Genomic DNA, 14,542 nt, shown 5'->3' on the forward strand with positions numbered 1-14,542 from the left:
GGTCAGACCTCATGCCTCGTACTTCCTACTCCGACGAGGTGAGTGACGAGTGCAGGAACCCGCCCCCCGTTATGCCGGCTACCGATCCTTCGACTACTTGACGCCGCAGGTCGACTACAAGGTGTTCGAGCTCGCCCCGGAGCTCGGCCGGGTGCCCGAGCACGACCTCGGCCTCAGTGCCGAGCAGCGAGCCCGGGTGTCGCGGCTGCTGCACGAGCACATGGCCATCTCGCTGCACGAGCACCCGAAGATCCTGCCGGCCGACGTGACGCAGCTGCGCGACTACAACCGCACGGGCCGCAACTCCTTCGGCTTCGAGGGACTCGCCCGCTCCGGCCTGACCGCGGTCTTCGACAACTTCATGAACGGCACCGGCTGTGTGACCAGTGAGCACGCCTGGAAGTGGGACGACGTCATCTACGACATCGGCCTGCGCTTCGCCGACATCGCCAAGCAGGACCACGTGGTGCTGGCGACCACGTTGGACGAGATCTTCGAGGCCAAGCGGAACGGCCGGATCGCCCTGGTGGCCGGTCTGGAAGCGGCCACGATGATCGAGAACGAGCTGGACCGCATCGACATCCTCTACGGCTTCGGCGTGCGCCAGATGGGGATCGCCTACAGCCAGGCGAACATGCTCGGTTCCGGTCTCTCCGAGGACCGCGACGGCGGGTTGACCCACTTCGGCCGGCGTGCGGTCGACCGGATGAACAAGCTCGGCATCGCCATCGACATCTCGCACTCGGGTGACCGGACGTCGCTGGATGTGATTGAGGCGAGCCGGGTGCCGGTCTTCATCACCCATGCCGGCGCGCGGTCGGTCTGGGACACCCCGCGGATGAAGCCGGACGAGGTGATCCGGGCCTGCGCCGAGCGGGGTGGGGTGATCGGTATCGAGGCTGCTCCGCACACCACCCTCTCGGCGGAGCATCCGCACCATTCGATCGAGTCGGTGATGGACCACTTCACCTACTGCGTGGAGCTGGTCGGCATCGACCACGTGGCGTTCGGCCCGGACACCAACTTCGGTGACCACGTCGGGCTGCACGACAGCTTTACCCAGCACCTGGCGATCGGGAAGGTCCACGGCGCGGTCGACCATCCCCGGGTGCCCTACGTGAGCGGCATGGAAAACCCGGCGGAGTGCTTCAGCAACATCGTCGGGTGGCTGGTCACGCACGGTTACTCGGACGACGAGATCGCCAAGGTCATCGGCGGCAACATCATCAGGGTTCTTCAGGAGGTTTGGTGAAAGACACATTCAAGGGCCGGCTGCGGCTCGCCGTCGCGCTCGGTGTGACGGCAGTGCTGGGCCTGTCCGGCTGCGGTCTCAACGAGGAGAACGGTTCCTCGAGCAGCTCGTCGTCGGACACGGTGCTGCGCATCGGCACCACCACCGACGTGAGCAACTTCAACCCGCTCCAGTCGCTGAGCAAGACCGACTCGTGGATTCTCAACGCGATGTACCCGCACCTGCTGCGGATCGACGAGAACGCGGAGAAGGCGCCGGAGCTGGCCAAGGAGTACCGCTACGAGGACGACGGCAAGACCGCCGTCTTCGTACTGCGCGACGACTTCAAGTGGACCGACGGCAAGCCGGTGGTCGCCGAGGACGTCAAGTTCAGCGCCGAGACGATCATGAAGTACAAGCTCGGCAACGTGGCGGCGAAGCTGACCTGGGTCGAGTCGGTCGAGGCGCCGGACGCCACCACGGTCAAGTTCGCGCTCTCCCAGCCGTACGCGCCGTTCGCCGAGGGTGTCGGCTTCTGGATGCCGATCGTGCCGAAGCACGTCTTCGAGCAGGCCGGTGACCTCTCCAAGTTCGCCAACGACTCGAACTGGGTCGGCGCCGGACCGTTCGTCCTGGAGAGCGTGACCAAGGGTCAGCGCTACGTGATGAAGCGCAACGAGCACTACCCGCTCGCGCCGGAGGGCAAGGCGGCGGTCAGCCAGATCGAGTACCGCGTCTACCCGGACGTGAACACCATGATGCTGGCGCTGCGCAACGGTGACATCGATCTGATGGGCACCCCGGTGCCGGTCTCGGCGGCCAAGACCTTCGCCAACGACGACAAGATCGAGCTGAAGAAGGTCGGCGCGCTCGGTTTCGCGCACCTGACCTACAACATGAAGAACGAGTACCTGGCCGACCAGGAGGTCCGGCAGGCGCTGTCGATGGCGGTCGACACCAAGTCGATCATCGCGGCCGTGCTCCAGGGCGAGGGTCAGCAGATGGCCGGCCCGATCTCGCCGATCTTCGCCGAGTACGACAACACCGAGCTCCAGCCGTACGCGTTCGACCCGGCGGGCGCGAAGGCCAAGCTGACCGCGGCCGGCTACAAGGACGCGAACAACGACGGCTTCTTCGACGAGCTGAACTTCGGTGTGGCGTGCGACCAGTCCAACGCCAACATCACCCGCGTGGTGCAGCTCTTCCGCGAGAGCGCGGCCGAGGCCGGCATCAAGCTGGAGAACGAGTGCGTGGAGCGCAACACCTTCCTGACCCGCGTCAAGAACGGTGAGTACGACATCGACGCCACCCAGTGGGGCGTCTTCGACAACCCGATGGACCAGTTGCGCAGCACCTACCTGTCCAGCAACCCGGGTGGCATCAACTACAACCTGCTCGAGTCGGACGAGATGGACGCGCTCATCAACGACGCGGCCGCCACCACCGACCCGGAGGCGTTCAAGACCAAGATCAAGAACCTTGACAAGGTCGTGCACGAGCAGGCGTACCTGACCCCGCTGTACGTGGAGAACTTCCAGTTCGCCTACAACGCCGACAAGTTCACCGGCTTCGTCCCGTCGCCGTCGGACCTGCTCGGCATGGTCACCGCGTACTCGCTGGCCCAGGTCACCCCGGTCAAGTAACTCCCGATCAGAGGGAAAGGAGGGGTCCCCCGTGTTGCGTTTCGTAGTCAGCCGGGCGCTGAAGGCCGTCCTGACCGTATGGATTGCCATCACCTCGACGTTCTTCCTGCTGCGGCTCCTGCCGGGGGACCCCACGACCCTGATGGTCGAGGGGGACATGACCCCGGAGATGCAGGCGGCACTGCTCAAGACGTACGGCCTGGACCGTCCGCTGTGGGAGCAGTACGTGTCGTACCTGCGCGAGCTGGTCCAGGGCAACCTCGGCATCTCGTTCCGGCAGATCCAGCCGGTCACCGAGATCATTCTCGACCGGCTGCCCTGGACGCTGCTGCTGGCCGGCGCCGCGTTCGTCCTCACCGTCGCCGTCGGCATCCCGATCGGCGTGACCGCCGCGGTCAACCGCGGCAAGTGGCCCGACCGCGCGCTGCAGGGCTTCGGAATCAGCGCCAACGCGCTCTTCGTGCCCAGCGTCGCGATCCTGCTGCTGGTCTTCTTCGGCGCCCAGCTCGGGTGGTTCCCGATCGGCGGCGCCATCGATCCGGACAGCCGGGGCGTGGCCGCCTACCTGAGCCTGGCCCACCACCTGGTGCTGCCCGTGCTCTCCCTGGTCCTGGTGCAGCTCGGCCCGTACGCCCTGACCCTGCGCACCAACATGATCGAGGTGCTCGGGGAGGACTACATCCGCGCGGCGCAGGCCCGGGGCCTCTCGGCCCGGCGCCGTGTCTGGAAACACGGCCTGCGCAACGCGATCCTGCCGGCGCTGACCCTGATGGGTCTGCAGCTGGGCACGCTGGTCGGCGGCGCGGTGCTGACCGAGACGGTCTTCGCCTACCCCGGGGTCGGGCGGCTGATCTACGAGGCGGTCGGCCAGCAGGACTATCCGGTGATCCAGGGGGCTTTCATCATGCTCGCCGTCACCGTGGTGATCGCCAACGCGATGACCGACATGCTCTACGCGGTCCTCAACCCGAGGATCCGGCTGTGAACGCGCGGGAGGCGGTGGCCTTCCCGAACACACGACCCACCGCGGGCGCACCCGAGGCGCGTCGCCCGGACCCGTTCGCCGTCACCACAGAAGGGAGAGTGCCGTGAGCGCACCCCTGCCGGCCGTGCAGGAACCGGCGTCGGCTCCAGTCGCGGTCAAGCGGTCCTCCTGGTCCGGGTACCTGCGCCAGCCCGTCGCTGCGCTGTCGGTGCTGGTCCTGCTCGTGATGGTGTTGATGGCGGTCTTCGCGCCGCTGATCGCCGACGAGCCAAGCGGTGCCGGCCCGGACGTGCTGCAACCGCCGTCCGGCGCGCACTGGTTCGGCACCGACGACCTCGGCCAGGACGTCTTCGCCCAGGTTGTCTGGGGCACCCGGACCAGTCTGGTGATCGGCCTGGCGGCATCACTGCTCGCGATCGTGCTGGGCACCGCGATCGGCCTGGCCGCTGCCTATTTCCGGCCGATCGACGCGGTCGCCACCGTGATCACCGACGTGATGCTGGCCCTGCCCACGCTGCCCTTGATGATCATGCTGGCGGCGGTGGTGAACCCGAATGTCTGGACGTTGACCCTGATCATCGGATTCTTCGCCTGGCCGGAGGTCGCCCGGCTGATCCGGTCACAGGGGCTGGTCGTCAGCGCCATGCCCTACATCGACGGGGCCCGGGTGCTCGGCGCCACCGGCTGGCGGATCGTCACCCGGGAGATCCTGCCCGCGGTCGTCTCGCTGATGATCGTCAGCGTGCTGATCACCGCCTCCCGGGCGGTGATCTCCGAGGCCGGCCTGAGCTTCCTCGGCCTCGGCGATCCCGACGCCTGGTCCTGGGGGCGCATCCTGCTCAATGCCCAGCGCAGCGGCACGATCGCGCTCGCCTGGTGGCAGACGCTCTTCCCGTCCCTGGCGATCCTGTTCCTGGTGCTGGCGGCGACCCTCGCCGGGACGCGGATCAACGACATCCGCGACCCGCGCCGAAACGGAGGCTGACCCGTGCGACTGCCCGAAACCTTCTACCGCAGCGTCCGCAGCCGGCTCGGGGAGGCGCTCGACGCCCGCGGCCTGGACGGCTTCCTGGCCACCTCCCCGGCGGACGTCGCCTTCCTCAGTGGCTTCTTCTACATCGCCACCGAGCGTCCGGTCTATCTCTGGATGCCACGCGAGGGGGACCCGCTGCTGGTGATCCCCCGCCTCGACGAGGAGTACGCCGCCCAGCAGGGCGTGACCGTTCCGATGATCACCTACTTCGAGTACCCGGGCGTGGTCACCGCCGAGGAGACGCTGGCCACGGCGCTGTCGCGGCCCGGCGGTCCGGTCCGCCGTATCGGGGTGAGCGCCGGGGTGTCCGTCGGCGCGTTCACGGCGCTGTCGCGGGCCATCGCCGGGGCGACACTGGAGACCACCGACGCGGTGGCGAAGCTGCGACTGCGCAAGTTTCCCGAGGAGATCCCGTTCCACGAGGCCGCCGCGCGGATCTGCGACGAGATGCTCGGCGCCGGACGGGCGCTTATCGAGGAGGCCCTGGCCGGCGGGGGACCGCTGCCCCGCGAGGACGAGATCGCGCGGCACGTCATCGCCCACGGCACCGACCGGATGTACGCCGGGTACGACCTGGTCGTCTACACCACGAAGCTGGCCGGCGGCCTGGTCTACGCCGGTCCGAACTCGGCCCTGCCGCACGGTCTGCCGACCCGTCGGCGGCTCCAGCGGGGCGACACGCTGATCCTCTCCCTCGGCGCGGCCGTGGCCAGCCGGTTCGTGGAGAGCGAACGGACCTTCGTCATCGGCGAGCCCACCGCCGAGCAGGTGCGCTACTACGAGGCCGACCGGGAGGCGCAGGAGATCGGCACACAGGCGATGGTGGCCGGCCGTACCTGTGCCGAGGTCAACCGGATCTGCCTGGACGTGCTGCGCGGGCACGGGCTGGGTGACCACATCCGCCATCGCCAGGGGCACGGCATCGGGCTGCAGAACCACGAGGCGCCCTGGGTCGAGGACGCCGACGACACTGTGCTCGCGCCGGGGATGCTCCTCTCCAGCGAGCCCGGGGTCTACGTTCCCGGCCACGCCGGCTACCGCATCTCCGACACGGTCCTGGTGGAGGCGGCCGGCCCGCGCCGGCTCACCACATACCCGCGCGACCTGGCATCCAACATCATCGAGGGAGTCCGATGAAGATCAACGGAGCGGAACTGGTCGTCGAGGCGTTCGGCCCGGCCGACGCGCCCGCGATGATCGTCCACCACGGCGCGCCCGGTCTCGGCTCACGCGCCGAGCCGAAGCGCTCCTTCGGCCCGTTCGCCGACCGGATGCGGGTAATCGTCTTCGACGCCCGCGGCTCCGGCGAGTCCAGCGACGACGAGCCGTTCACCCACGAGCAGTGGGTGGCCGACGTGGACGCCATCCGGGAGCACTTCGGCTACGACAAGATCGTCATGGCCGGTGGTTCGTACGGCGGGTTCATCGCCCTGGAGTACGCCGTCGCCCACCCGGACCGGGTCTCCGCGCTGGTGCTGCGGGACACCGCGGCGGACACCGCGTTCGACCACCTGGCGGTGGAACGGGCCCGCGGCACCGACCGGGGCGTGATTCCGGAGTGGGTCATCGACCGCATCGGCACCGGCCGGTTCGAGAGCAACGACCAGCTGCGGGAGTACTGGCGGGCGATCCTGCCGCTCTACGACCACCAGCACGACGCGGCCAAGGACGAGGCGCGGCTGGCCGCCACCCGGTTCCACTACCGGACCCACAACGCGGCATTCGGGCAGAACATGCCCCGCTACGACCTCAAGCCCAAGCTGCCGGCGATCACCTGCCCGACCCTGGTCACCGTGGGCCGGCACGACTGGCGTACGCCGGTGGAGGCCTCGCAGGTCATCGCGGACCTCGTCCCCGACGCCGAGCTGGTGGTCTTCGAGAAGTCCGGCCACTCGCCGCAGCTGGAGGAGCCGGAGAAGTTCCAGCAGGTGGTGCGGGACTTCCTCGCCAGAGCCGGGGTGCTGCGATGACGCTGTTGGAGATCACCGATCTGCGGGTCGCCTTCCCCGGCCCGAACGGGGCGGTTCAAGCGGTCAACGGCGTGTCACTTCAGGTCCACTCCGGACAGACCCTGGCCATCCTCGGCGAGTCCGGTTCCGGCAAGAGCGTCACCGCGCAGGCGGTGACGGGCATACTCGACGTGCCGCCGGCCACGATCACCGGATCGGTCCAGCTGCGAGGGCGGGAGCTGCTCACCCTGCCGCGCAAACAGCGCGACCGGATCAGTGGCGAAGAGATCGGCATGGTCTTCCAGGACGCGATGGCCGCGCTCAACCCCGTCTTCACCGTCGGGCATCAGCTCATGGAGGTGCTGCGCGTACGCCGCGGCATGTCCAGGGCCGACGCCCGGCGCCGGGCGATCGAGCTGCTCGAACGGGTCCGGATCCCGGCGGCGAAAGACCGCATGCGGGACTACCCGCACCAGTTCTCCGGCGGCATGCGCCAGCGCATCATGATCGCGCTGGCCATCTCCCTGGAGCCGGACCTGCTGATCGCCGACGAGCCCACCACCGCCCTGGACGTGACCGTGCAGGCCCAGGTGATGGAGCTCCTCGCCGAAATCCAGCAGGAGAGCGGCATGGGCCTGCTGCTGATCACCCACGACCTCGGGGTGGTCGCCGAGGTCGCCGACGACGTGGCGGTCATGTACGCCGGCCGCATCGTCGAGCGCGGCACGGTCGAGCAGATCTTCGCCGGTCCGGCCCACCCCTACACCGAGGGCCTGCTCGCCTCGATGCCCCGGGTGGACCGGCGCGACGAGCGGCTCTACGCGATCCCCGGCGCCCCGCCCAACCCGGCCCGGCTCCCCGCCGGCTGTCCCTTCCACCTGCGTTGTCCCCGGGCCACCGACGAATGCCGGCTGACCCTGCCCCCGCTGCTGGCGCTACCGGCCGACCGGGCCAGCGCCTGCCACCACCACGAGGAGGTGCTCGGTGCCGCCCGGTGATGACGTGGTGCTGAGGGTCGAGAACCTGGTCAAGCACTTCCCGGTCAGAGGACGGGTCCCGTTCACCTCCGGCGGGGTGGTCAAGGCCGTCGACGGCGTCTCCTTCGACCTGCGCCGGGGCGAGACGCTCGGCGTGGTGGGGGAGTCCGGCTGCGGCAAAAGCACCCTGGCCCGCATGCTGGTCGGGCTGGAGAAGCCCACCTCCGGCGCGGTGCGCTTCGGCGACTCGGTGGTGCACCAGGCCAGGGGGCGGCAACTGCGGGCGCTGCGGCGGCGGATCCAGATCGTCCTCCAGGACCCGTACACCTCGCTCAACCCCCGCCGCACGATCCGGGAGATCCTGCTCCAGCCCTTCGAGATCCACCCCGATGTGCTGGACCGGCGCCGCCGCGACGAGCGGATCAGCGAACTGCTCGACCTGGTCGGCCTCGATCCCAGCCTGCACCTGGACCGCTATCCGCACCAGTTCTCCGGCGGGCAGCGCCAGCGCATCGGCATCGCCCGGGCGCTCGCGCTCAACCCCGACGTGATCGTCTGCGACGAGCCGGTCTCCGCCCTGGACGTCTCCGTCCAGGCGCAGGTGGTCAACCTGCTGGAACAGCTCCAAAACGAGTTCGGCATCGCGTACGTCTTCATCGCCCACGACCTGTCGGTGGTGCGACACATCTCCGACCGGGTGGCAGTGATGTACCTCGGCAAGCTCGTCGAGACCGGCCCCGAAGCCGCCCTCTACGAATCGCCGCGGCACCCCTACACCCGCGCGCTGCTCTCCGCCGTGCCGGTGCCCGACCCGGCCGACCGTCGGCAGCGTCAGCGGATCCTGCTGGCCGGGGACCCGCCCAGCCCGATCAACCCGCCGTCGGGATGCCGGTTCCGGACCCGTTGCTGGCAGGCGACCGATGCCTGCGCCACGACCGAACCACCGCTGGCCGCCGACGAGCACCCGGTTGCCTGTCACTTCCCGCTGGCTGCCTGACAGCCCGCGACCGTCCTCGCTAAGGAGAAGGTGTCTTGCTGCAAGAACCCGCGCCCCGGTACCAGGGCCACCGGTCGTACTCGTACCTGGAGCCGCACTCGGACTACCGGGAGTTCACGCTGGCGAAGGAGGTCGGCCGGGTACCGGAACACGACCTCGGACTGAGCGACGCCCAGCGTGAGCGGGTGACCCGGCTGCTCACCGAGCACACCGCGATCTCGCTGCACGAGCACCCGGTGATCCTGCCCGAGGACGTGCGGGAGTTGCGGGCGTACAACCGCACCGCACGGCAGCGCACCGGTTACGAGGGCCTGGCCCGCTCCGGCCTGACCGCGGTCTTCGACAACTTCATGGCCGGCGCCTCCTGCGTGACCAGCGAGAACGGCTGGAAGTGGAACGACCTCATCTACGCCCTCGGGATGCGGATGAGCGATCTCTACAAGCAGGACCACGTCTTCCTGGCCACCTCGGTGGCGGACATCCACGCCGCGAAGCGGGACGGCCGGCTGGCCCTCGTCGCCGGCCTGGAGTGCAGCAGCCCGATCGAGAACGAGCTGGACCGTATCGACATCCTCTACGGCTTCGGTGTCCGCCAGCTCGGTATTGCCTACAGCCAGGCCAACATGCTCGGCGGTGGCCTCTCCGAACGCAACGACGGCGGGTTGACCCACTTCGGCCGGCGTGCGGTCGACCGGATGAACAAGCTCGGCATCGCCATCGACATCTCGCACTCGGGTGACCGGACGTCGCTGGATGTGATTGAGGCGAGCCGGGTACCGGTCTTCATCACCCACGCCGGCGCCCGGTCGGTCTGGGACACCTCCCGGATGAAGCCGGACGAGGTGATCCGGGCCTGCGCCGAGCGGGGTGGGGTGATCGGTATCGAGGCTGCTCCGCACACCACCCTCTCGGCGGAGCATCCGCACCATTCGATCGAGTCGGTGATGGACCACTTCACCTACTGCGTGGACCTGGTCGGCATCGACCACGTCACCTTCGGACCGGACACCATGTTCGGTGACCACGTCGGGGTGCACAACACGTACGCCGGCAACTACGCCCACGACGCCGGCAACCGGCCGGAGCACCCGCGGGTGGAGTACGTGTCCGGAGTGGAGAATCCGGGCGAGGCCTTCGGCAACATCGTCGGCTGGCTGGTCAAGCACGACTACTCCGACGACGAGATCGCCAAGGTCGTCGGCGGGAACACGCTCCGCGTGCTGGAGCAGGTCTGGTAGTGCGCTTACACGCCGTCGTGGGAGGACGTGGACGAACTAGACTCTCGTACGCCGTCGACGGCGGCGGGCAGCGATGAGGTGAGGGCGGATGGCTCGGCGCGAAACCGCACTGCAGAGCGCACACGGGCGGCTGCGGGAGCTGATCGGCAGCGAGTTCCTGACGGGGGACAAGCTACCCAACGAACGGGATCTGGCCGACCGGTTGGAGGTCAGCCGGGCCACCGTGCGAGAGGTGCTGGGCCAACTCGCCGCCGAGGGAATGGTGACCCGTACCTGGGGGATCGGCACCTTCGTGCACGGCGGCGCCGAACGAGTGCCGGTCTCGCTCAGTGACGTCATGGCGCTGCGGGACCGGATCACCGCCTCGGGCCACCGGCCGACCCTTCAGGACGCGGCGGTCAGCCGGGCGAGCGCCCCGGCTGACTGCGCCGCGGTGCTCGGGTTGGAGCCGGACTCGCCGGTGTGGCGGGTCGACCGGCTCTTCGCCGTGGACGGGGTGCCGGCGGCCTGGATTCGTGACCACCTGCCGCTGCGTTTCGACGGCCGCGACCTCGACCCGTCCGGGTTGGTCAGCATCGACCTGGACATGTTCGAGTTCCTCGCCGACGCCACCGGCATGCCGGTCCGGCGGGCCGAGATCGAACTCGCCGCGGTGCCCGCCGACGAGGAGTCCACGGCCCGCCTCGACGTGTCGCTCGGGCACCCGCTGATCAGCGCGACCCAGATCGGTTACGGCCCGGGTGGCGCCGCGCTCTTCCACGGGCACGTCACGGTCCGCACCGACGTGCTGACCTTGCGGATCAGCCGGGGTGAGGAGCGTGCCGAGCCGGCCCCACGGGCAGGCGGTGTCCGCCCCCGGCGCTCGGCCGACTCCTGAGGGAGCGGGTCTGGTGGAGCCGGTGACCGGGCCGTGTTCTCCGGTGCCGCCGCCTGCCTTGGCCGGTACCGCGCGCCCCAATCCGACGCGCTGCTTCGAGATGTACTGCGATCCCCGGTCGGCCTCGACATCTGGAAAGCCGGAAGCAACAGCAGGCGCTGGGAGTGCGCGTCTGCTTGAAAGCCGCGTGCTCAAGATTCAGCCGAGGTCGTGCTCTGCCGGGTTGGTGTTGAGGACCCAGGCGAGGGGCATGGTCGCGCGGACGGTGTAATGATCGCCGTCCAGACGGTGCATGGTGACGGTCTGCGCCGGATCCTGGTCGACCACCCAGTACTGCGGGATGCCGGCGGCGGCGTACTCGTTGTGTTTGGTCACCGTGTCGATGCCCTCGGAACCTGGCGAGAGGATTTCGACGGCGAGGAGCACATCGGCGACCGGGAGCCAGACACCGTCCGCCTGGGCCTTGCTCCAAACGACCAGGTCGGGAATGCGTCCGCCGACGCCGCCGAGGCGACCAGGGATGCGTAGTCCGACCGCCTGGGCGATCCGGTCCGCCGGGACACCGCCCTGGGCGAGCCACACCATGAGCCGGGTCGCGATGATCGCATGGGCGTATCCCGGCGGCGGCATGATCGAGAGGACTCCCTCAGGGCTGATCTCGTACCGGTGGTGTTCGTCCGCGGCCATCATCGCGGTGAGGTCGTCGAGCGTCACGACGGGGGGCATGTGCCTGCCGACCGCATCCGAGCTCATGCGGGCATCGTACCGGCCGGTTGTGGGCGGGCGGTGCCTCGACAATCCGTCCCGACCGGGATTCTGACGCAGGCAGGAGTTGATCATTAGCCCCGGCGACCCGGCATCGGCTGTCACCTCCTGTGCGTCGCGAGGTGCTGACGGTGTGCGGGCTGCACTACGATGCCCACTCTGGGCCCCTCGATTGCGGTGAGTATGGACAAGACCGAGCGTGAAGAGGTTCGCCGCCTGACGGCGGACTTCACGCAGTGGAGTCGACGTGCCGAGGACGTACAGCGGTGGCGTCGGACGGTGCGGGAGGCGGCCGACGGCGACGAAGAGGCGCTGCGGGCGCGCAGCGTCGTGGTCAACCGGGCCGGGCAGGCCGCCTGGCAGGTGCTCCCACTGCGCGGCAGTGACGCCGGGGTGCTCCCGCGTCTGCGCGAACGTGCCGCGCTCCCCGCGCTGACGGCCGACGACAGTGCCTTCCTGCGCCTGCTCACCACGGAGGTGCCCCGCGCCGTCGCCGACGTCACGCCCGTACTCGGGCTGCGTCGTTTCTTCACCGGGTCGGCGAAGAAGCAGGCGGCGGCGGAGGCTGCGGGCGTCCTGCGCCGTCAGCATCAGGTCTTCCTCCGGTACGACGGTGTCCGCCGGCTGGAGCGGCTCGGCCCCGTCTCTGCGCCCGATGACTCCCCAGCGCTGGGCTTCCCGGTGTTGCTCGACCCCGCGCTGGGCTTCGGTCTGCTCGCTACGCGGAGCGGTGCGCCACCCGAGCTGCTCGACCGGTCGGCCATCGACGGGCTGCCCGAGGCACTGGACGCCATCGCCAAGGTCGTCGCCGGCGAAGCGCCGCAGCGAGCGGCGGCGCGGGCGGCGGGTGAGCAGGTGCGGTACGCCGAGGTCCGGCAGGCCTTGGAGCAGATGCCCGTGGCGGCGTTGAAGGCGGTCAGTCCGGACCCTCTTCGGCTCGGAGCGCTCGCCGAGGCGGGGATCGGCACGGTGCAGGAGGTGCTGAACCGGGGCGGGTCGCTGCAGGCGCTTCCGGGAGTCGGCGAGACCTCGGCGCGGCGGATGCTCGCCGCCGCGCAGACCCTCCTGCGGGAGACGTCCGAGGACACGGCCGTCCGGATCGACGTCGACCACCGGTCCCCGGAAGCGACCCAGCTGCTGCGCCGCCTCGCCGAATGGGACGGGAGCCGGCAGACCCAGGGTGCGGTGGCGGACCTCGAACGCGCCGCCGAACTCGCCCCGCTGCGCCCGGTGCTCGACCGGGACACCAGCCACCTGCTCGTGATCCCGACCAGAGGGCTCCCGGTCGCCGGGCTCACCGAGAGCATCCAGATCGTCAAACGGCGCGCGGAACTGCTCGGCATGTCGTCGACAGCCGGCCGGAAGGTAGTCGACGCCGACCCCTGGGCCGACTTCCTCGCCCGCCCCGCCGACTACTTCGCCATGCTCGCCGAGCTGGGGTTCGTCACCGAGGACGAGAACGCCGTGCACGGCGATCTCTCCGAGGAGATCGTGGCGGCCGTACGCGACCAGACTCTCAACGGCGAACACCTGACGGTGTCGCTGCGCGGCTACCAGAGCTTCGCGGCCCGGTTCGCCCTGGTGCAGCGCAAGGTCATCATCGGGGACGAGATGGGTCTCGGCAAGACCGTCGAAGCGCTCGCGGTCCTCGCACACCTGCACAGCGGCGGCAAGAGGCGTTTCCTGGTGGTCTGCCCGGCCGCGGTGGTGACCAACTGGGTCCGCGAGGTCGGCGGCAAGTCGCGGCTGCGCGCACTCCGGGTCCACGGACCCGACCGCGACCATGCCGCCGCCACCTGGCTGCGGGAGGGCGGTGTCGCCGTCACCACCTACGAGACGCTGGCGTGGTGGGAGACCGCGCTGCGGGAAGTCCGCGACCTGGCTTGCGTCGTCGTGGACGAGGCCCACTACATCAAGAACCCGGGAGCGCAGCGGACGAGGCGGACCAGCCGGTTGATCACCCGGGCGGAGCGGGCGATCCTGCTGACGGGCACACCGCTGGAGAACAGGGTCGGCGAGTTCCGCAACCTCGCCTCCTACGTACGCCCGGACCTCACCGTGGACGCCGACGCACTGTCGCCGCGGGCGTTCCGCCGGCGGATCGCGCCGGCGTACCTGCGCCGCAACCAGGAGGACGTGCTCACCGAACTGCCGGAGCTGATCGAGGTCGAGGAGTGGATCCCGCTCTCCCCGGCGGACCGTGCGGTGTACCGGGACGCGGTCGCGGGCGCGAACTTCATGCAGATGCGCCAGGTGGCGATGCTGGGGGGTGCGCAGTCCGCGAAGCTGCAACGCCTGATCGAGATCGTCCGTGAAGCGGAGGAGAACGAGCGGCGAGTCCTCGTCTTCTCCCACTTCAGGAAGGTGCTCGACCTGGTCGCCCGGTCGTTGCCGGGGCCGGTCTTCGGCCCGCTGACCGGCTCCGTCCCCGCCGGTCAGCGCCAGCAGATGGTCGACGAGTTCTCCGCCGCCGAGCACGGCGCCGCCCTCGTCGCCCAGATCGTCGCCGGCGGTGTCGGGCTCAACATCCAGTCCGCCTCCGTCGTCGTGATCTGCGAACCGCAGCTCAAGCCCACGACCGAGGCGCAGGCCATCGCCCGCGCGCACCGGATGGGGCAGGTGCAGTCGGTGCAGGTCCACCGGCTGCTCTCCGAGGAGAGCGTCGACCAGCGGATCACCGAACTGCTCGCGGCCAAGAAGCAGATCTTCGACGACTACGCCCGGATCAGCGACATGGCCGACTCGAGCCCGGAGGCACTGGACCTCTCCGAGGCGGAGCTCGTCCGGGACGTGGTGGCGGCCGAGCGCCGGCGCCTGTTCGACGACTCCAAGCAGGGGTAGCCGCAG

At 69.5% G+C, this 14,542-nt stretch carries 12 protein-coding genes; 11 read left to right on the plus strand and 1 reads right to left on the minus strand.

Annotated elements, in window-relative coordinates; genetic code table 11:
* Window positions 1-49 precede the first annotated feature (49 nt).
* From ACK8GG_RS20175 to ACK8GG_RS20220, 10 genes are all read left to right on the plus strand, one after another.
* Window positions 50-1,252 (plus strand): dipeptidase, encoded by a 1,203-nt coding sequence (locus tag ACK8GG_RS20175; protein ID WP_440353240.1) that lies wholly within the window; start codon window positions 50-52, stop codon window positions 1,250-1,252.
* The gene (locus ACK8GG_RS20180) at window positions 1,249-2,874 is read left to right on the plus strand and encodes an ABC transporter substrate-binding protein (RefSeq protein ID WP_440353239.1); all 1,626 of its coding nucleotides are present in this window, start codon (window positions 1,249-1,251) and stop codon (window positions 2,872-2,874) included. The genes ACK8GG_RS20175 and ACK8GG_RS20180 overlap by 4 nt, the downstream gene beginning before the upstream one ends.
* 31 nt (window positions 2,875-2,905) lie before the next feature.
* Window positions 2,906-3,859, plus strand: coding sequence for an ABC transporter permease (locus ACK8GG_RS20185; protein WP_440353238.1), 954 nt, complete (start codon window positions 2,906-2,908; stop codon window positions 3,857-3,859).
* Between the two features lie 103 nt (window positions 3,860-3,962).
* Entirely contained in the window at window positions 3,963-4,844 is an 882-nt protein-coding gene (locus ACK8GG_RS20190) for an ABC transporter permease (protein ID WP_440353237.1), read from the plus strand.
* Between the two features lie 3 nt (window positions 4,845-4,847).
* On the plus strand, window positions 4,848-6,029 hold the full coding sequence (locus tag ACK8GG_RS20195; protein ID WP_440353236.1) for a M24 family metallopeptidase: 1,182 nt from the start codon (window positions 4,848-4,850) through the stop codon (window positions 6,027-6,029).
* The gene (locus tag ACK8GG_RS20200) at window positions 6,026-6,862 is read left to right on the plus strand and encodes an alpha/beta fold hydrolase (RefSeq protein ID WP_440357004.1); all 837 of its coding nucleotides are present in this window, start codon (window positions 6,026-6,028) and stop codon (window positions 6,860-6,862) included. Before ACK8GG_RS20195 ends, ACK8GG_RS20200 begins: the two co-directional genes overlap by 4 nt.
* A complete protein-coding gene (locus ACK8GG_RS20205) occupies window positions 6,859-7,839 on the plus strand; it encodes an ABC transporter ATP-binding protein (protein ID WP_440357005.1) in 981 nt (326 codons plus the stop codon). The genes ACK8GG_RS20200 and ACK8GG_RS20205 overlap by 4 nt, the downstream gene beginning before the upstream one ends.
* Window positions 7,826-8,815, plus strand: a complete 990-nt coding sequence (locus tag ACK8GG_RS20210) for an ABC transporter ATP-binding protein (RefSeq protein ID WP_440353233.1) — start codon at window positions 7,826-7,828, stop codon at window positions 8,813-8,815. The genes ACK8GG_RS20205 and ACK8GG_RS20210 overlap by 14 nt, the downstream gene beginning before the upstream one ends.
* Before the next feature lie 35 nt (window positions 8,816-8,850).
* Window positions 8,851-10,053, plus strand: a complete 1,203-nt coding sequence (locus tag ACK8GG_RS20215) for a dipeptidase (protein WP_440357006.1) — start codon at window positions 8,851-8,853, stop codon at window positions 10,051-10,053.
* An 88-nt stretch (window positions 10,054-10,141) separates the two neighbouring features.
* On the plus strand, window positions 10,142-10,930 hold the full coding sequence (locus ACK8GG_RS20220; protein ID WP_440353231.1) for a GntR family transcriptional regulator: 789 nt from the start codon (window positions 10,142-10,144) through the stop codon (window positions 10,928-10,930).
* A gap of 198 nt (window positions 10,931-11,128) precedes the next feature.
* On the opposite strand, the gene ACK8GG_RS20225 is transcribed toward ACK8GG_RS20220, so the two are convergent.
* The gene (locus ACK8GG_RS20225; protein WP_440353230.1) at window positions 11,129-11,683 is read right to left on the minus strand and encodes a Uma2 family endonuclease; all 555 of its coding nucleotides are present in this window, start codon (window positions 11,681-11,683) and stop codon (window positions 11,129-11,131) included.
* Window positions 11,684-11,878: 195 nt separating this feature from the next.
* On the opposite strand from ACK8GG_RS20225, the gene ACK8GG_RS20230 reads away from it, so the two are divergent.
* Window positions 11,879-14,536, plus strand: a complete 2,658-nt coding sequence (locus ACK8GG_RS20230; RefSeq protein WP_440357008.1) for a DEAD/DEAH box helicase — start codon at window positions 11,879-11,881, stop codon at window positions 14,534-14,536.
* The last annotated feature ends 6 nt before the right edge of the window (window positions 14,537-14,542 follow it).

This window comes from Melissospora conviva (assembly GCF_049523535.1).
Classification (GTDB): domain Bacteria; phylum Actinomycetota; class Actinomycetes; order Mycobacteriales; family Micromonosporaceae; genus Melissospora; species Melissospora conviva.

Excerpts from the sequence above, each read along its gene's own strand:
- ACK8GG_RS20230 (WP_440357008.1), top strand. The coding sequence starts at position 11,879 with ATGGACAAGACCGAGCGTGAAGAGGTTCGCCGCCTGACGGCGGACTTC.
- ACK8GG_RS20200 (WP_440357004.1), top strand. The coding sequence starts at position 6,026 with ATGAAGATCAACGGAGCGGAACTGGTCGTCGAGGCGTTCGGCCCGGCC.
- ACK8GG_RS20205 (WP_440357005.1), top strand. The coding sequence starts at position 6,859 with ATGACGCTGTTGGAGATCACCGATCTGCGGGTCGCCTTCCCCGGCCCG.
- ACK8GG_RS20220 (WP_440353231.1), top strand. The coding sequence starts at position 10,142 with ATGGCTCGGCGCGAAACCGCACTGCAGAGCGCACACGGGCGGCTGCGG.
- ACK8GG_RS20225 (WP_440353230.1), bottom strand. The coding sequence starts at position 11,683 with ATGAGCTCGGATGCGGTCGGCAGGCACATGCCCCCCGTCGTGACGCTC.